The sequence below is a fragment of the Burkholderia sp. BCC1208 genome (assembly GCF_902833095.1).
Lineage (GTDB): Bacteria > Pseudomonadota > Gammaproteobacteria > Burkholderiales > Burkholderiaceae > Burkholderia.
The window spans coordinates 1-18,600 of sequence record NZ_CADFDY010000015.1; the positions used below are offsets into that span (position 1 = coordinate 1).

The following is an 18,600-nucleotide window of genomic DNA, read 5'->3' on the forward strand; positions in this document are numbered from 1 at the left end:
TGTTCGAGGGCGTGCCGACTTATCCGGACGCTGGCCGTTTCTGGAAGATGATCGACGATCACAAGGTCACCGTGTTCTACACCGCGCCGACGGCGATCCGCTCGCTGATCAAGGCGGCCGAAGCCGACGACAAGGTCCATCCGAAAAGCTATGACCTGTCGAGCCTGCGCATCATCGGCACGGTCGGCGAGCCGATCAATCCGGAAGCGTGGATGTGGTACCACAAGCACGTCGGCCACGAGCGCTGCCCGATCGTCGACACGTGGTGGCAGACCGAAACCGGCGGCCACATGATCACGCCGCTGCCGGGCGCCACGCCGACCGTGCCGGGCTCGTGCACGCTGCCGCTGCCGGGCATCACGGCCGCGGTGGTCGACGAGACGGGCCAGGACGTGCCGAACGGGCAAGGCGGGATTCTCGTCGTCAAGCGGCCGTGGCCGGCGATGATCCGCACGATCTGGGGCGACCCGGAGCGCTTCAAGAAGAGCTATTACCCGGAGGAACTCGGCGGGCGGCTGTATCTCGCCGGCGACGGCACCGTGCGCGACAAGGAGAGCGGCTACTTCACGATCATGGGCCGGATCGACGACGTGCTGAACGTGTCGGGCCACCGGCTGGGCACGATGGAGATCGAGTCGGCGCTGGTGTCGCACGAGCTGGTGGCCGAGGCGGCGGTGGTGGGCCGTCCGGACGACACGACGGGCGAGGCGGTGGTGGCGTTCGTCGTGCTGAAGCGTTCGCGTCCGGAAGGCGACGAAGCCGCGGCGCTCGCGAAGACGCTGCGCGACTGGGTCGGCAAGCAGATCGGGCCGATCGCGAAGCCGAAGGACATCCGCTTCGGCGACAACCTGCCGAAGACGCGCTCGGGCAAGATCATGCGGCGCCTGTTGCGCTCGCTCGCGAAGGGCGAGGCGATCACGCAGGATACGTCCACGCTCGAGAATCCGGCCATCCTCGAGCAGTTGAACCGCTCGATGTGACACCGCCCGCCACGGCGGGCGTATCGCTTCACCGCGGTGCCTCGGCACGACCGCAAGCCCGCTCCCGAGCCGGGCTCGCGGCCGCCTTCGCGCCGGCGAGAAGCATCGCCATGCGTTCCCAAACGGCACGGCATGCAGGCGGCTCGCATCGCTTCCGCCATGGAAGTTTTAATTAGTCGTACGTATTACAACACTCACAAAACGGAGACAAACGATGAAGAGCAAGACATGGACGATTTGCGCGGCGCTGCTCGGCGCGGCGGCAAGCACGAATGGTTTCGCGCAGAGCAGCGTCACGCTGTACGGCGATCTCGACGCCGCGTTGCTCTATACGAGCCGATCGCTCGATTCGGCAACCGGCGGCAACGCCGGCCGCCAGTTCGCGCTGACCGACACGGGCATGACGCCGACCAACTTCGGCATCACGGGCACCGAGGATCTCGGCGGCGGGCTGCACGCCAGATTCAAGCTGGAAAGCGGCTTCAACATCACGGACGGCGCGTTCGGCCATTCGAACGGCAACTTCTTCGGCCGCCAGGCGTGGGTCGGGATCGACGGCGGATTCGGCGAAACGAAGGTCGGCCTGCAGTTCTCGCCGTTCGTGCTCGCGATACTCGGATCGGATCCGCGCAACGTCTCGCACTTCGGCGCCGCGCTGGTTCCGTATGTCGACAACGTGCTCGTCACCGGCCTCTTCAACCCGAACGCGATTTCGTACACGAGCCCCACGATCGCCGGGCTGACGGCCAGCGCGATGTTCGGTCTCGGCGGAAAGGCCGGCGACTTCCAGGCAGGGCGCCAGTATTCCGGCAGTCTCACCTATACGAACGGCGGCTTCATGCTCAACGCGGCGCTCTACGACGGCAACGGCGGCACGTCGCCGACGCCGGTGCCGAGCACGGTCGCGTTCGTCGGCCGCACGATCGGCACCGCCTATACGTTCGGGCCGGTGACCGGCAAGGCATCGTTCACGAGCTACAAGGTCGCCGGCTCGTTCAGCAACAACGTGTATAGCGCCGGCCTCGACTATCGCGTCACGCCGGCTCTCGACCTGAACACCGGTGCGTGGTACACGACCGACCGCAACGATTCGCACAATCATTCGCTGCTTGCCGCGATCGGCGCCGACTACAGCCTGTCGAAACGAACGGGCCTGTATGCACAGGTTGGCGTGGTCAACAACCACGGTGCGATGAACACGGGCCTCGGCATCACGGGCGGCGCGCTGTACGGGTTGCCGGGCACGACGGTCGGCGTCAACGCCGGCATCCACCACGTGTTCTGACGCAGCGCTTGCGGGCGGGCGCCGCCGCGCGCCGCCCGTCCGGCCCCACATCGGAGCGGCGCCACGGAAACGTGGCGCGAACGCATCCCACCCGGCATCGGTCCGGCCGTCCGGCATGCCGATCTCGATGTTTACCCGACCTCAAGTCCGCGGCCGTGCGGCCGTCAAGTCAGGAACGCACGCACAACATCCGCCGGGAACTCGGCGCGCGTGCCCTCAAGGAGACCCACCAACGTGAACTTCTTCGGAATCGGCCGCGGCCGCCGTTCGTCGCGCGCGCTCGTCGGCGACATCGCCGAACAGGCCGGCAGGCTCGGCATCGAGATCTGCGACGTGTCGGGCCACGTCGAGGAAGTCGCGGCCCGCGTCGCGCGGCAGGCGCAGGTGTGCCATACGCTGCGCGAATCGGCCGCACTCACGCTGCGCGGCAACCACCGGATCGCCGAGACCGCGCAGCAGGTGCGCGACGTCAGCGCGAATGCGTCAAATGCGGTCCGGCAGTCGCAGCAGACGATCGAGGCATCGCTCGCCGACATTCACGGTCTCGTCGAGGGCGTCACCACGATCAGCGACCAGATGGGCGCGCTGCGCGACGCGCTCGATCACGTGCGGGCCGTGTCCGAGGAAATCTCCGTCATCGCGCGACAGACCCACCTGCTCGCGCTGAACGCCGCGATCGAGGCCGCGCGCGCCGGGGAGTCGGGACGCAGCTTCGCGGTCGTCGCGGCCGAGGTCAAGAACCTGTCCGCGAAGACCGGACAGGCGACGGCCCAGATCGAGACGACCCTCGCGCGGCTCGCCGAGCAAACCGAACACCTGATCGCGGAAGGCACCGACAACGCCGCCCGCGCGCATCGCGTGCGCGAGGGCACGCGCACGATCGGCGAGGTCGTGCACGCGACCGGCCACGCGATCACCGAGCTCGCCGGCGAGGCCGAACAGATCGCGTCGCTGACGGACGAGATCGAGGCGCAGTGCCACCGTCTCGACGAGCAGGTGGGCGAGATGGCGTCCGGCGTCGAGCACTCGGCCGACAACTTCTCGCAAGCCAAGGACCGGCTCGGCAATCTGCTCTCCGTTTCCGAGACGCTGATCGAGCTCACGGCCGCGACCGGCATCGAATCGCCCGACACGCGCCTGATCGACACCGCGCAGCGCACGGCCGCCGCGATCAGCAAACTCTTCGAGGAGGCGGTCGGCCGCGGCGATATCGCGCTCGACGCGCTCTTCGACGCGCACTACGAACCGATTCCGGGCACCGACCCGCAGCAGTTCACGACGCGCTTCACCGCGTTCACCGATCGCGTGCTGCCCGCCATCCAGGAGCCGGTGCTCGACATGGACGAGCGCGTCGTCTATTGCGCGAGCTTCGACCGGCAGTGCTACCTGCCGACCCACAACCGGAAGTTTTCGCTGCCCCAGCGCGCGGACGCCGCCTGGAACGCGGCGAATTGCCGGAACCGCCGGATCTACACGGACCGGACGGCGCGCATGTCCGTCTCGCACAGCAAGCCGTTCCTGTTGCAGACCTATCGGCGCGACATGGGCAACGGCCAGTTCGTGCTGATGAAGGACGTGTCCGCGCCGATCGTCGTCGGCGGGCGGCCATGGGGCGTCCTGCGGATCGGCTACAGCGTCTGAACCGGCGCGGGGGCCGCGCCTACTGCTCCAGCCCCACCCCCAGCGGCCGCTGGTCGCTGCGCCCGTGATCGTCGACCACGCGCACCGTATAGCTGCCGGCCGTGCGCGGCTGCCAGAACAGCGCGTCGCCCGGCGCGCTGCGGCCGACATACGCGTCGTTGACGAACCAGTAAAGCGCATGCGCGCTCGCATCGGCGCTCGCGTTGAACGCGATGCGGGTTTCGTCGGCGCTTTTCACGCGCATCGCATACGTACTGCCGCGCAGCGGCGACGTGATGCGCGGCGGATCGCCTTCCACCTGCCCGGCATCGCGGCAATCCGCATTCTGCGGCGGCCGCCGGCGCGGAATGCCGGCCTGCGCGAACACCTGCTGCAAGTCCGACGGCCAGAACTCGAAGACCTCCGTATGGGTGCGCTTGACGTCGTACGGCGGGCAGGCGGCCTTCCCCGTCGCGTCGTCGATCACGACGGGCCGGTGCACGGTGCTCACGCGGATCGGCGACGTGCCCGGGATGAACCACGTCCAGCCCTGCTGCGGGCACCATTCGTTCGGCAGATCGCCGCTCGCGAGACAGACCCGCACGCGCTTCAGGTTCGGCGGCACCGCGCGCGGCGGCTCGACGAGCGGGCGCTCGGCGTTCATCGCATCGACGACCTGAAAGAACAGCGGCGCGGCCGCATCGACACCGACGAACGCGGTATTGGTCGAATTGTCGAAATTGCCCACCCACACGACCAGCACGTACGGGCCGAACACGCCGGCTGTCCACGCGTCGCGGAACGACCACGACGTGCCGGTCTTCCAGTACACGGGCACGCTCGACGGCTGCGCGCCGCTCGTCTCGTCGGGGCGCAGATGCTGGCGCAGCATGTCCATCGTCATGTAGCTCGCTTCGGCGCTCAGCAGGCGCCGGCCGGGCAGCGCCGGTTCGTCCGCGCGCAGCCGCAGCGGCCTGAACTCGCCGCGATTCGCGAGCATTGCATACAGCGCCGCGAGATCCTGCATCGTCACTTCGCCGCCGCCGAGCACGAGCGCGAGCCCGTAGTGCTGCGCGCTCGCGAGCCGGCGCACGCCGGCGTCCTGCAGGAACCGGTACAGGTCGGGCGACTTGAGCTGCGACGCGACCCACACGGCCGGCACGTTGCGGCTGCGATTCAGCGCGTCGGTCGCCGTGATCGGCCCGAGGAAATGACCGTCGAAATTCTCCGGCGCATACGGGCCGAACGACGTCGGCACGTCGCGCAGCACGGTCTGCGGATGCAGCACGCCCTGGTCGAAGCCGAGTGCGTAGATGAACGGCTTGAGCGTCGAGCCCGGCGAGCGCCGCGCAAGCGTGCCGTTCACCTGCCCGTCGATCGTCCGGTCGAAGAAGTTAGCCGAGCCGACCAGCGCCTTCACGCCCATGTCGCGCGTATCGACGAGGATGGCCGCCGCGTTGCGCACGCCGCGCGTATCGTTGCGCGCGACGTAGCGCGAAATCTGCCGTTCGAGCGTGCGTTGCAGATCGAGATCGACGGTCGTCGCGAGCCGCGCGCCGCCGTCGCCGTCGCTATCGGCAGCCGCCGTGCCGCCCGACGTCGTGCGCCACGCGCCGCGCGCGGCGAGCGCCTGGTCGACCGCATGCGGCGCATCGAACGGCAGCGCGGACAGCGGCCGCATCGCGAGCGGCAACGCGAACAACGGCTGAAGCGACGCATCGCCCGGGTGCTTCGTCAGCCAGCGCGCATACAGCCGGTTGCGCGACGCGGCCAGCGCACGGTTGATCTCTTCCTGCCCGCCGCGCACGCGTCGCGCCGGGTCCTGCGGAATCACCGCGAGCGCGAGCGCCTCGGGCAGCGTCAGCGCGTCGGGCATCCGGTCGAAATAGACGACGCTCGCGGTGCCCGCGCCTTCGACGTTGCGGCCGTACGGCGCATCGTTCAGATACGCTTCGAGGATCTGCCGCTTCGAGTAGAAGAGTTCGAGCTGCACCGCGCGTGCGACCTGCTCGAGCTTGCCGGCCGGCGTGCGCGTGTTCAGCTTCCACAGCGAGCGCGCGAGCTGCATCGTCAGCGTCGAGCCGCCCTGCGGATTGCCGCCGCGCACATACGTGATCCATGCGCCGCGCGCGAGCCCGTACGGATTGAAACCCGGATGCCACCGGAACCAGCGGTCCTCGTGCAGCATCACGGCTTCGACGAGCTGCGGCGACATCCGGTCGAGCGGCACCCACAGCCGGTAGCGCTCATCCTTCGCCAGCGTCAGGCGCAGCAACCGGCCGTGCGCGTCCGTCACCGCGACCGATGACGGTTTCCAGTCGCGCAGCGGCGGATGCGGCCACAGCCGGCACGCGGCCAGCGCGCCGAACACGAGCAATGCGCCCGCGAGCCAGTTCTGCCAGCGATGCAGCCAGCGGCCGGCGCCGTGGCGCGCGCGCCGGAGCATGGATGCGTCAACCACGCCCGGTCGCTCGTTGCTTTCGACGTGGCAGGCAACGCCGGCGCCCGCGCATCGTCATCGCACGCGTTCCACCGTCAGCGCCGTGCCGCCCGGCGCCTGCGCCTGCACGCGGCGGTCGTACATCGATTCGCCGTAGGCCGGCGGCGCGATGAAGCGGCCTGCGTTGCTCGCCTTGATCCGGTAGACGAACTCGCGCACGTCGGTCGTCGCGGTGCCGTAGATCACCACGCGATCCTCGCGGATATCCGCGAACTGCGGCTGCCACGTCGAGCCCTTCACGCCGATCGGCGAATGCCACGGCGCATCGGCCGCCGGCGCCGACGCACCGCCGTCTCCGTTGCCGTCTCCGTCCTGCGTATCGGTCACGGGCGGCGGCGCGATCACCGGATCGAAGCCGCCCGGCAGCAGGTCGACGATCGCGACGTTGCCGACGTTCGCCGAACCGGTCGCACGAATCTTCAGATGCACGTCGATCTCCTGGCCGAGCGTGATCTTCGCAAGCGGCTTGCCGTCCGTATCCGTGTAGTCGCGCACGATCTCCAGCCCGTTCTTGATCGCCTTCGTCGACGTGCCGCGGTCGTAGCCCGACTGGCTCGCCACCCACCACGCCGGCAGCGCGCTGGCGTTCACGAAATCGACGCGCGACGCGCCGGCCGCCCACGTGCCCGAGCGCACGAGGTTCGCCTGGATCGACGACACGTCCTTCGGCGCGGCGCCCGCCCGCACTTCATTGATCGCGAGCTGGTCGAGCTGGCCCGCGTTCGATGCCGCATACGCGTCGAGCGCGAGAATCGTCATCGCCGACGACAGCGTGTTGTAACGGTTGTCGACGAGCGGCGCGGCGAGGTTGTCCATCGCGCGCGGCGACAGCTTGCGCACGCGCTCCGGGAAGTGCTTCGCGAGCAGGTACAGCACGCTCGCGTCGCGCGTCAGCGGATCGATGTAGTAGCCCGTCGAGTCATCGCCGTCGGACGCGCGCTTGCGTTCGAGCAACGCCTGCGGGCCCGCGATCAGCGCGGCGGCCTCCTTGTCCTGCTTGAGCAACTGATACGACGCGGCGAGCCACGCCGCCGCGAGATCCTTGTTCCAGTCGTTCGGATAGGCCGCCTGCAGCCGCTTCTGCACGGCCGCGAGGCTGTTGGTCGTCACGTTGCCCTGGCGCGTCAGCAGGTACACCGCGTACGCGCGCTGCCGCAGCAGGTCGAGCGAGCCGAGCGAATCGTTCGCGGCGAGCCGCTGCAGATACGCGTTGCCCGCGTCGAGCATATCCTTCGGCACCGCGACGCCACGGTCGCGCGCATCGAGCAGCACGTGCATCGCATACGCGGACACGAACGGATCGGCATCGGGCGTCGCGCTCCACAGGCCGAAGCCGCCCTGCGCGTTCTGCCGGCCGCGCAACACGCCGAGGAACTGCGCGATCGCGCTCGCGTTGGCCGCATCGGCGCCGGCTTCGGGCGCATGCATCGCGCTCGTCAGCGCGCGCACCGACAGCCATTTCGCCGCGAACACGCGCGGCACGGCCGCGCTCACGATCTGCTCGCTGCAGAAGTGATCGAAGTTGACGAGATACGACGACAACCCTTCGGACAGCACCAGCGGCGCGGTCGAAATGCTCGCGTCGCGCGACGCATACGCGTCGTACATCGACCGCAGGTTCGGCACGCCCGCCTTCTTGCCCGGATCGAGCCGCGCGATGTCGAGCTGCGTGCGGAACGCGGCGGCCGGCCGCACCGACACGTCGACGCGCTGCTGCGCGCCCTTCGCGCCGTAGCGCGCGCCGAACGACAGCGCCCCCGAGCCCAGCGTGTCGGTCGCCCTCACGCGGAACAGCGCGACGCCTTCGTGCTGCGGCGCGAGCGCGACGTTCCGCGTCGCCGGCCCGATCACCTGCAACTGCGGGCCCGTCTTCAGCGTGACCGCGACCGGCACCGGCTGGTTGCCGACGCCCGTCAGGTTGTTCGCGACGCCGACGCTGACGTCGGCCTCGTCGCCCGGCGCGAGCGTCGTCGGCACGTTCGGCGACAGCACGAAATCGCCGCGCACCGTCGTCGCGCTCTCGAACGTGCCGACCAGATCGGGCGACACCGATACGGCCATCACGCGCAGCTTCCCGTTGAAGTAGTCGGGCACCGTGTAGCTCAGGCGCGTCTCGCCGTTCACGTCGACGATCCCCGACCAGTAGACGACCGGCTTGTCGCGCTTGCGCTTGAACGGGTTCAGCTGGCGGCCGATCGCGTCGTCGGCGTCGCCGCCGGGCGCGGCCATCGCCATCAGCTTCTCGAAGTCCGGCAGGATCAGGTCGAGGATCTGCGACGTGCCGACTTCGAGCATCCGCTTGCGGAAGAAGAACTTCAGCGGATCGCCGAGCTTGTAGCGCGCGACCTGCAGGATGCCTTCGTCGACCGCGAACACGACGACCTTCGCGGGCTTCGCCGAATGCACGGTGAAGTTGACGGTGTCGCCCGGCTTCACGAGCGCCGGCGCATCGACGCTCACCGCGTTGCGGCGTGCGTCGAGGTTCACCGAGAACGGCACGACGCCGTAGCTCAGCGGGCTCATGAAGATTTCGTCCGACGACGGATCGCGAATGTATTGCACGTTGATGTAGCCGTTGCCTTCGAAACCGGCCGGCACCGTGATGTGCTGGATCGAGCTCGTCGTGTCCGCGTGGAACCACGCGTGCGCATACACCTTGTCGCGCTCGATCGTGATCAGGCCGCTGCCCGCGTAAGGCGCGCGGATCGCGATCTCCACCTGCTCGCCCGGCTTGAAGTCGTGCTTCGCGAGGCTCACCTGCAGCTCGGCGTTGCGGTCGAGCGAACGCGTGACGTTCGCGGCGCCCGTGACCGAATACTCGATCCGGTTCACCGCGGCGCCATCGGCGCGGCGGATCACGAGCGCATAGCTGCCCGGCTTGTCGGTGCGCAGCGCGTAGTCGAGCCCGGCCGCCGAAATCGACAGCGGCTTCTCGTCGACCGGCACTTCCTTCAGCCGCGAATCGTATTTGTATGCGCCGGAATCCTGTTTGGTCAGCACCGACACGTAACGCTGCTCGACGAGCTGCGCGCGCAGGTCCTTCACGTCGATCGCCTTCGCGCCGGGGTCGATCGCGACGAGCCGCACCGTACGCGGGCTGCCGCGCTTCACGTAGCCGAGATCGTCGACCGACTTGTAGCCGACGAGCCAGTCGTTGTTCGACACGAGCGCCTGCGCGTTCGCGGCGACGTTACGGCCGCCTTCCGCTTCGTACGCCTTCGCCTGGAAGTAGAGCTGGTAGGTCGCGTCCGCGTACTTGTCGAGATCGAGATCGAACTCGGCATGGCCCTTGTCGTCGGTCGTGCTGTCCTGCAGCGTAGTCGTGTAGCCCTCCTTCGCGCGGCGTGCGTCGAAGAAGTGATACCCCTGCCAACTGCGGAACGACGGCCACACGGGGCGCAGCGTCAGCGTCGCCGCCACGCGGCGCTTCTCGGCCGGCGTGCCGAACAGGTTCTGCGCATCGACGATGCCTTTCAGCCCCTTCGGCTTCACCCACCCTTCGACGACCTGCTGCGACAGCTTCGCGTCGACCTTCATCCGGTCGGGCAGGAATTCCTTCACCTGCACCGTCGTGCTGCCGATCGGCTCGGCGCCCGGCTGGCCGTCCTTGACGATGTACAGGTTGACGGTCCACGCACCGGTCGGCGCCGTTTCGGCGGTCGTGTAGCCGAGTTCGGTGAAACCCGTCGCGTCGACGGTCACCGGTTTGCGCTCGACGGTCATCCCGCGCGGATCGACGATCTCCGCCTGCAGCGGCACGCCGGCCGGACTGCGTGCCCAACTGGCCGCGCGCACGATCAGGCCGATGTGGAACGGATCGCCGGGCCGGTACAGGCCGCGATCCGAGAACAGGTACGCGGACAGTTGCCCCTGGCCCGTCGCGTTGCGTTCGCCGTCGACGTCGAAGCGCGAGAAGTCGAGCTGGCGGTCGCGGCCGGCCACCGGCAGGAACGACAGGTCGGTGTCCTTCTTCACGACGTACAGCTGCGGACGCTTCTCGCGGTCGAGCCCCTTGAACGCGGGGAAATGCACGATGCCGTCGGCGCCGGTCGTCTGCGTGAACAGCGCCTGGCCGTTCACCGCGAGCACCGACACGGTTGCGCCCGCAACCGGCTTGCCCGACCGGATCGACTGGATGAACACGTCCTGGCTGCCGTCCAGCGCACGCTTGACCAGCATCCCGAGATCGGTCACGACGATCAGGCGCGTGTCGCCGAGCGCGTTGTCGCCGTCGTCGCCGTTGCCGCTGCTGTCGCCGGAATCGGCGTTGTCGGACTGATCCTGACTGCCGCCGTCGGACGATGCATCGCCGTCCTTCGCATCGTCGGCCTTCTTCTCGGCGGCAGGATCGTACTTCGACAGGTGCAGCAGGAACACGCCGCGCTTGCCGCCCTTCAGGTACTGGCCGAGATCGATGCCTTCGTAATGGGCTTTGCCAGGGTCTCCGGCCGGGAATGCGCGCGTCTGCACGAAGCGCTCGACGATGTGATCCTCGCTGAACGAATACGACAGCTCGGGCCGCGCGTACGTGCCGTTGTTGAAGCTCACGAGATGCTGGATCTGGTCGGGCAGCACGCGGCCGATCTCGATCTTCATGCCCGGCAGGTTGCGCGACACGACCGACAGCCGCTTGCTCCCGCTCATCGACAGCAGCGAGCCGTCGGCCATGAAGCGCAGCAGCTTCGGATAGTCGGGCACCGTGAATACGTTCGTCACCGCCTCGCCGAGCCGATAGCCGCCCGCCGATTTCAAATCGCGCTCGAACCGCACGACGACGCGCTCGCCCGGCGTCGCGTGGTACTTGAAGCTTTGCAGCGTCGCGAAGTCGTCCTCGGTCGGTACGACTTCGAGCGGCAGCGGCTTCGACTGCTTCAGCACCGCGTCGCTGACGTCGGCCAAATTCCATTCGTACGGCGGATCGTCGTCCGGCTGATCAACGCCCGGCTTGCGCTTCGGCAGCACCCACGCCTTCGCGCGCGCGGCCAGCTCGGCGCCGCGCACGCCGTCGGAAGTTTCGGCGACGAGCACCTGCTCGGGCTCGTAGCGCTCGTTGTCGACCAGGGTCGGCGCGATATTGTCGATCGACAGACTGTACAACCCCGGCACGCCGACCGACGCGTGCAGCACGTCCGGCGTGCCGTTGCCGCCGCGCGCACTCTTCACGCCCTTGTCGACGTCGAGCCGCACCGACAGCGGATCCTTCGGAATCTCGAGCGGCTGCGAGTGGACCCACGCGCTCGTCTTCATCTTGTCGTAGTTGACCGTGTAGCGCAGCGGCGACACGGTCTTGCCGTCGCGGCCGACCAGCACGAGGCCGATGCGCTTCTCGAACTCGGCCGGATCGACCGGGTAGTTGAAATGCAACTGCAGCAGCGCCTGCTTCTCCGCCGGATTGTCGGGATTCTGGTAGAACTCGTTGTTGCCGAACGTCGCGGCGAATGCCGGTACGTCGAACGCGAAACGGTCGTCGCGCATCGTCACCTGCGGCGCGAACACCCGATGCACGGCGAAGCGCACCTCGACGTGTGCGCCGACCGGCCAGTCGGCCGCCGGCGTGAAGCGCAGCGTCTTGTCGTCGGCCCACTCCCACGCGCCCTTCAGCGCGGGCGTCATCTCGATGCCGTCGCCGGCCGGCTTGCCGACCCGTTCGATCGGCGCGGCCGATTGCGAGAACGCCACCTCCAGCGGATGCACGGTGATCTTCGGCTTGTCGGTGTCGTCGACCTCGTAGGTCGTGATCGCCGGCGCCTTCACGGTGAAGCCGACGGTTTCGGGCTCCGGCGGCTTGGGGCGATGCTTGAACCAGTAGCCGCCGTAACCGAGCGCGGCCGCGAGCAGCACGATGCCGCCGGCATGCCAGGGGCGGCGGCGCACGGCCGCGGCGGTGACGCCCATCCACGCGGGCGCCGTCCACGACACGTTGCCGACCAGCGGCCGCAGTGCACAGCCGAGCAGCCACCAGACGAAACCCGCCACGCGAATCGGCAGGAGCAGCAGGAAGCGCAGCAAATCCATTTTGTTATTTCCTTGTCAAGGACATGCTGCCAAGCGGCAACCTTCCCCGAATTGTTATGGGTCTGTGACGGCGCGGCCCGGTTGCGCCGTGAATACTTGATATGTTCGACCGGATGCTGGGCGCCATTATCGACCAGACCCGAAACGATGGAAATATCGGCGTGCCGGCGCGCAACGCCGGCCGACCACCAGCCGGGCGGGCGGATTTCGGGGGGCGGCGGGCCGCCGTCCAACCTCTGCACGCGCTCGCGCCGCGTTCGCTAGAATGCGCGGCTCGGCAGGATCGAATCGAAATGAAAGGAAACCGCTTGAAACTCCCGTTCGAATGGCGGATCGGGCTGCGCTACGCGCGCGGCGGCCGGCGCTCGGCCGGCGACGGCTTCGTGTCGTTCATCGCCGGCGCCGCGATGGCCGGCATCGCACTCGGCGTGGCCGCGCTGATCGTCGTGCTGTCGGTGATGAACGGCTTTCGCACCGAGGTGCGCGACCGGATGCTGTCGGTGCTCTCGCACGTGGAAATCTTCTCGCCGTCCGGCTTGATGCCCGACTGGCGGCTGACCGCGCACGAATCGTTGCAGAATGCTGCGGTGCGTGCCGTCGCGCCCTATGTGGACGCGCAGGCGCTGCTGACGAACGCGGGCAACGTGACGGGCGTCGCGCTGCGCGGCATCGATCCCGTGCTCGAGCCGCGCGTGTCCGAGATCGCGCGCAAGCTGAAGACGGGGCGCCTCGACGCGCTCGTGCCGGGCGAGATGGGCATCGTGCTCGGCGCCGCGCTCGCCGACGCGCTGCACGTGACGATCGGCGACCGCGTCACGTTCTTCGCGCCCGGCAATACCGCGCGCCTGGGCGATGCGCTGCCGCGGTTCCGCCAGTTCAACGTGGTCGGCACGTTCGAATCGGGCCACTACCAGTACGACAGCTCGCTCGCGTACATCCACATCCGCGACGCGCGGCAACTGTTCAACGTGCCCGCGCCGACCGGCATCCGGCTGCGCGTCGACGATCTGCAGCGCGCGCCCGACATCGCATTCGCGCTGTCGCGCACGCTGTCGGGCAGCCTCTATATCCGCGACTGGACACGGCAGAATCGCACGTGGTTCGAAGCCGAGCGGCTGCAGAAACGGATGCTGTCGCTGATCCTGATGCTGATCGTCGCGGTCGCCGCGTTCAACCTCGTGTCGTCGCTCGTGATGACGGTCACGCAGAAGCAGGGCGACATCGCGATCCTGCGCACGCTTGGCGCGCCGCCCCGCGCGATCGTGAAGATCTTCGCGATCCAGGGGATGACGATCGGCCTCGCCGGCACGCTGGCGGGCGTCGCGCTCGGCTGCGCGATCGCGGTGAGCATCCCGGTGGTGCTGCCGGCGATCGAGCAGGTGCTCGGCATCCGGTTCCTGACGCCGTCCGTGTATTTCCTCAGCTCGCTGCCGTCGAGGCTCTCGGCGATCGACGTGATCGAGATCGCGGCGGCCGCGTTCCTGATGTCGTGCGTCGCGACGCTGTACCCGAGCTGGCGCGCCGCGCGGGTGCGGCCGGCCGAGGCGCTGCGCGACGAGTAGGCGCGACCGGCGCGGCGTTACGCGATCTCGTGGAAGCCGACGCTGTTGCCGCCGTCCGGCGCGTACGCGGCGAGCACGTCGAAGCCGACGTTGACGAGTTCCACGCGCATGCCGTAGGACTTCTTGCCGGACGAGTCGACGAAAATCGCCGCGCCCGACGACAGCTGGCGTGCCGTGTCCAGCAGCGCAAGCGTACCGCGCGCGCTGCCGGCGGAGGGCGCGATCGTCAGCGTCGTGCCGTCCCGCGTGGTGAAGTGGCCGCCGGGCGGCACGGGCGGCGGGTTGTCCGCCACCGACCGGTTGAGCAGGCTCATGAAGTGAAAGCGCGCATCGGCGCCCTGGCTCGCCGCCGCGCGATCGCCGTCCGTGAACGTGTCGCCGCGCACGGCCGCGCCTTGTGCGGCGATATCGACGGCCTGCTCGTGAAAAGCGCGCGTCGCGAGCACGAGGCCGGCGTTCGCGTTCAGCGTCGACTCGATCCATGCGCGATCGCCGTCCGTCAGCGTCTTCGACACGACCTTGATCCGGCCGTCGTCGGTCATGAAGTCGAATGGTGCATCGGCCAGATCCGGGCGCTTCGCCACGATGTCCTGGAGGCTCGTCGCGAGCGCGTCGGTGACGCCGCGCAGCTTCATCGACAGGTCGCCCACCATCGACAATTGTTTCGTCATCGCCGCCTGCATCGCTTCCGGATCGAGTGCCCGGACGCTGAGCGGCTTATCCTGCGGCGCTCCGGACACGGTCGTGTCCGTCTTCCGGCGCCCGTCGAGCGCCGCCTGCGCCATTTGCGCGAGCGAAAGGCCGCCCGCCGCCGTGACCGGAATCGTCATTGCCCTCTCTCTCGTTTTGAGCCTGTTTTTCACTGCTGTTTTTCACTGTTTACGGATGGATTTCGGGGAAGTTGAGATCGCCCGCCGCCCGCATATCAAAACTTTGTTTGACCCAAACTAAAAAAGTTTGACACGAGCATTTCACTGAGATAACTTTTGCGCAAGCTTCCGGAAAGCAATCCGGCCAGCGTGCCGACTCGCGTCGCGCTTTCCTGCCGTTGCAGCACCGCCGTTCGCAACATTCCCGCCTCATCGCATCGTGCCGTTCCGTTTCATCCGAAACCTGAAGGAAGCTCGGGCATGCCCGCATTTGATTCGCACTCCTGCATTCACAGCGTTCGCAGCGACCCGCTGCACTGACGATTGCCGTTCGGGGCGATGCACTCGCCTCGGTACCCGCCGGATGCGCGCCGCCTGACGCGCACCGGCATCAGACGAGCGTCCCGTACGTCTCGCCCGCCGTTTTTTGATGGTGCAGTTCCGCTTCATCCGACGCAGCACCCGGCCAGGCCGCAGGGGGCGTATCGCGAGCCGGCCGGTTCCAGACAAACACAAGAGACGAGGTCGATTCAATGAACATTCATCGAACCGGAGTGCGGCGCGCATGGCTGCCCGCGCTCGTGGCGGCCGCGACGCTCGCCGCGTGCGGCGGCGGCGACGACGGCGGCAGCGTGGCGGGCGTGTCAGCGCTCGCGCAGGGCCAACAGGCAGGGGCCGCCGCCGCGGCCGATACACCCGATACGCAATCGTTCGGGTCGCACTTTTCGCCGTCCGGCGTCCCGTACGCGAATCCCGCGAGCAACGGGCGCTACAAGCCGGTGATCAGCAACGGCCAGGTGCAGCCGTCGCTGTCGGGCGGCACGATCGAGGAGAACGCGTGGGTCGACACGCCGGTCGATTCCGACGGCGACGGCACGCGCGACCGCATCCACGTGCGCATCGTGCGGCCGTCCGAAACCGCGAACGGCGCGCGCACGCCGGTCATCGTGCTCGCGAGCCCGTATTACGCGGGGCTCGCCGACAGCCCCGACCACGACGTCGACGTCGAACTCGACGGCACGCCGCATCCGGCCGCGGCGGCCGGCGCCGCGGCGTCGGCGTCCACCCGCATCCTGGCCGCCGCGCCGCAGTCGCGGATGCTGCAGCAGGTCGAGGCCGCCGCGGCCGGCCGCTCGTGGATCGAAAGCTACTTCGTGCCGCGCGGCTTCACGATCGTCTACGCGGATTCGCTCGGCACCGCCGGCTCCGACGGCTGCCCGACGATCCTGACGCGCGACGAATCGGTCGCGATGGCATCGGTGATCCGCTGGCTCGGCCGCGATGCGACCGCGAAGGACGCGAGCGGCAAGACGGTCGTCGCGAACTGGTCGACCGGCCACGTCGGCATGTACGGCGTGTCGTACGACGGCACGCTGCCGAAGATGGTCGCGAGCCTGCGCACGCGCGGGCTCGACGCGATCGTGCCGATTGCCGGGCTGTCGAACATGTACGGCTACTACCGCTCGGGCGGCCTCGTGCGCGCGCCGGAAGGCTATCAGGGCGAGGATGTCGACGTGTACATCAAGGCGCTGCTGACGAACGCGCATCCGGAGCGCTGCACGCACCTGATCGACGAAGCGCTGCAGCAGGAAGACCGCAAGACCGGCGACTATTCGCCGTTCTGGGCCGCGCGCGACATTCCGACCGCGTTCGCGGTCGCACCGGCGCTCGTCGCGCAGGGGCTCACCGACGACAACGTGCGCGTCGACCAGTCGACGTCGTGGTATCTGGCGATGCGACGCCAGGGGGTGCCGACCCAGCTGTGGCTACATCGCCTGAAACACACCGATCCAACCCGTGTGCCGGCGATGGCCGACGCATGGACCGCGGAGGTGAACCGGTGGTTCACGCGCTACCTGATCGGTTACGACAACGGCGTCGAGCACGATCCGCGGGCGGTGATCGCGCAGGCGGACGGCACGCTGCTGAAGGAAGCCGACTGGGCCGCGCGGCACGCCACGCCAGTCACGTACTTCGCGGGCGGCGACGGCGCCGGCACCGGCACGCTGCTGCGGCTGCCGAGCGGCGGCCCGCTCGCACGCTTCACCGACGATGCGCGCATTCCCGCGCTCACGCTGGCGAACACGCCGACGGGCGAAAACCGCAGCCGCTTCGAGACGGCCCCGCTGACGGCCGCGACGCGCCTGTCCGGCGCCGCGACCGCGCGCGTCAGGCTGACCTTCACGGGCGTCGCGAACGTGACGGCACTGCTGGTCGACCGCGCGCCGGACGGCACGGCGACGATCGTCACGCGCGCGTGGACCGACCCGCGCAACCGGTTGTCCGAGTGGGTGTCGCAACCCGTGCTGCCCGGCATGCCGTACGACCTGAAGCTGACGTTCATGCCGCGCGACTACAAGCTGGAAGCCGGCCACCGGCTGGGGCTCGTCGTCCTCTCCAGCGACTACGAGGCGACGCTGCGGCCGACGCCCGGCACGGGCCTGACGCTCGATCCGGCCGGCACGTCGGTGACGGTGCCGCTGGCTTCATCGGCGGCGGGCGCCTAGTCGTGCGCCGGCTGCCGGCGTAACGACACCACCTCCCCCGCCTGCATGCGCGTCGATGCGGGCGGGGGAATCGCTGCACGAAGATAGTGCAAGGTCGATCGTCGTGAAATCGTGCCGAGCGACGAGCACGACCCGTTCGGCCGGGTCGATCTCGACGCCGACAAGCCCGCGAACCTGCCGGATTTCTACCGGGTATTCAGCAAACAGGCGGACTGACTCGACGCCGCCGCCCGACGCTCACACCGGCGTCAACACCGGCTGCCCGGCGAAATGCCGCGCCGCATTGTCGAGAAACTGCCGCACCGAACGATCGAGCGCCTCGGGCGACCAGCCGCCCATGTGCGGCGTCAGCACGACGCTGTCGAGCTCCGTCAGCGCACGCGGCGGCTCCGGTTCGCCTTCGTACACGTCGAGCCCCGCGCCCGCGATGCGGCGTTCGCGCAGCGCATCTGCCAAAGCAGCGGTATCGACAACGCTGCCGCGCGACACGTTGACGAGAAAACCGCCGGGGCCGAGCGCGTCGAGCACGGTGCGATCGATCAGGTGCCGCGTGCCCGCGCCGCCCGGCGTCGCGACGATCAGGAAATCGGCCCACCGCGCGAGTGCGTCGATCCGGTCGAAATAGCGGTACGGCCCCGGCTTCTCCGACCGGTTGTGATAGCCGATCTCGATGTCGAAGCCGGCCGCGCGACGCGCGCACTTCTCGCCGATCTTGCCGAGCCCGACGATGCCGAGCTTCTTGCCCGACACGTTCGGCGGCATCGACAGCCCGTCGCGCCACACGCCCGCGCGGGTTGTCGCATCGAGCTGCACGACGTTGCGCACCGCCGCGAGCAGCAGCGCGAACGCGTGATCGGCGACGCAGTCGTCGTTGGTGCCGGCGCCCGTGACCACGGCAATGCCGCGCGCCTTCGCGTGCGCGACATCGATATGCTCGTAGCCCGCGCCGAGCGCGCTGACGAACGTGAGCCGCGGCAGCCGGTCGATCTCGGCGGCGGTCAACCCCGTGCTGCCGTTGGTCAGCACCGCTCGAATCGTGCCGCCGTGTTCGGCGATCGCGCGTTCGCGCTCGTCGGGCGTCGGGGCGTAACGCACGTCGAACGACGCGGCGATCTCGCGATGCGCGTCGCCGCGCAGGGCGATGAGGACCAGCAGCTCGGGCTTCATGTCAGCAAATGTCCGCAGGCGGGGAACGAATTTCAGTGTAACAAGCCCGCATGACGGGTGCGGGTTATCCCCACACCGGCTGTGGACACGCCGCC

Annotated in this window: 9 protein-coding genes; 5 read left to right on the top strand and 4 right to left on the bottom strand. The window is 68.6% G+C overall.

Annotated features, from left to right (window positions below):
• The 3 genes from HWX09_RS31310 to HWX09_RS31320 all read left to right on the top strand — a co-directional run.
• On the top strand, positions 1-980 hold a 980-nt coding region (locus tag HWX09_RS31310; protein ID WP_175888618.1), incomplete at its 5' end, for an AMP-binding protein.
• Positions 981-1,194: 214 nt separating this feature from the next.
• Positions 1,195-2,265, top strand: a complete 1,071-nt coding sequence (locus HWX09_RS31315) for a porin (RefSeq protein WP_027781371.1) — start codon at positions 1,195-1,197, stop codon at positions 2,263-2,265.
• A gap of 234 nt (positions 2,266-2,499) precedes the next feature.
• Positions 2,500-3,906 (top strand): methyl-accepting chemotaxis protein, encoded by a 1,407-nt coding sequence (locus HWX09_RS31320; protein ID WP_027781372.1) that lies wholly within the window; start codon positions 2,500-2,502, stop codon positions 3,904-3,906.
• A 19-nt stretch (positions 3,907-3,925) separates the two neighbouring features.
• Here HWX09_RS31320 and pbpC read toward each other — a convergent pair whose 3' ends face one another.
• Together pbpC and HWX09_RS31330 are read right to left on the bottom strand one after the other, a co-directional pair.
• Positions 3,926-6,346 (bottom strand): penicillin-binding protein 1C, encoded by a 2,421-nt coding sequence (pbpC, locus tag HWX09_RS31325; RefSeq protein WP_027781373.1) that lies wholly within the window; start codon positions 6,344-6,346, stop codon positions 3,926-3,928.
• Between the two features lie 54 nt (positions 6,347-6,400).
• Entirely contained in the window at positions 6,401-12,400 is a 6,000-nt protein-coding gene (locus tag HWX09_RS31330; protein WP_027781374.1) for an alpha-2-macroglobulin, read from the bottom strand.
• 293 nt (positions 12,401-12,693) lie between these two features.
• Here HWX09_RS31330 and HWX09_RS31335 point away from each other — a divergent pair, with 293 nt between their 5' ends.
• Positions 12,694-13,962 (top strand): lipoprotein-releasing ABC transporter permease subunit, encoded by a 1,269-nt coding sequence (locus HWX09_RS31335; RefSeq protein ID WP_080681184.1) that lies wholly within the window; start codon positions 12,694-12,696, stop codon positions 13,960-13,962.
• A gap of 17 nt (positions 13,963-13,979) precedes the next feature.
• On the opposite strand, the gene HWX09_RS31340 is transcribed toward HWX09_RS31335, so the two are convergent.
• A complete protein-coding gene (locus HWX09_RS31340) occupies positions 13,980-14,792 on the bottom strand; it encodes a hypothetical protein (protein WP_027781376.1) in 813 nt (270 codons plus the stop codon).
• Between the two features lie 572 nt (positions 14,793-15,364).
• Here HWX09_RS31340 and HWX09_RS31345 point away from each other — a divergent pair.
• A complete protein-coding gene (locus tag HWX09_RS31345; RefSeq protein WP_027781377.1) occupies positions 15,365-17,338 on the top strand; it encodes a Xaa-Pro dipeptidyl-peptidase in 1,974 nt (657 codons plus the stop codon).
• Positions 17,339-17,575: 237 nt separating this feature from the next.
• On the opposite strand, the gene HWX09_RS31355 is transcribed toward HWX09_RS31345, so the two are convergent.
• Positions 17,576-18,505, bottom strand: a complete 930-nt coding sequence (locus HWX09_RS31355) for a 2-hydroxyacid dehydrogenase (RefSeq protein ID WP_027781378.1) — start codon at positions 18,503-18,505, stop codon at positions 17,576-17,578.
• Positions 18,506-18,600: the final 95 nt, after the last annotated feature.

Excerpts from the sequence above, each read along its gene's own strand:
- HWX09_RS31330 (WP_027781374.1), bottom strand. The coding sequence starts at position 12,400 with ATGGATTTGCTGCGCTTCCTGCTGCTCCTGCCGATTCGCGTGGCGGGT.
- HWX09_RS31315 (WP_027781371.1), top strand. The coding sequence starts at position 1,195 with ATGAAGAGCAAGACATGGACGATTTGCGCGGCGCTGCTCGGCGCGGCG.
- HWX09_RS31345 (WP_027781377.1), top strand. The coding sequence starts at position 15,365 with ATGAACATTCATCGAACCGGAGTGCGGCGCGCATGGCTGCCCGCGCTC.
- HWX09_RS31355 (WP_027781378.1), bottom strand. The coding sequence starts at position 18,505 with ATGAAGCCCGAGCTGCTGGTCCTCATCGCCCTGCGCGGCGACGCGCAT.
- HWX09_RS31335 (WP_080681184.1), top strand. The coding sequence starts at position 12,694 with ATGAAAGGAAACCGCTTGAAACTCCCGTTCGAATGGCGGATCGGGCTG.
- HWX09_RS31340 (WP_027781376.1), bottom strand. The coding sequence starts at position 14,792 with ATGACGATTCCGGTCACGGCGGCGGGCGGCCTTTCGCTCGCGCAAATG.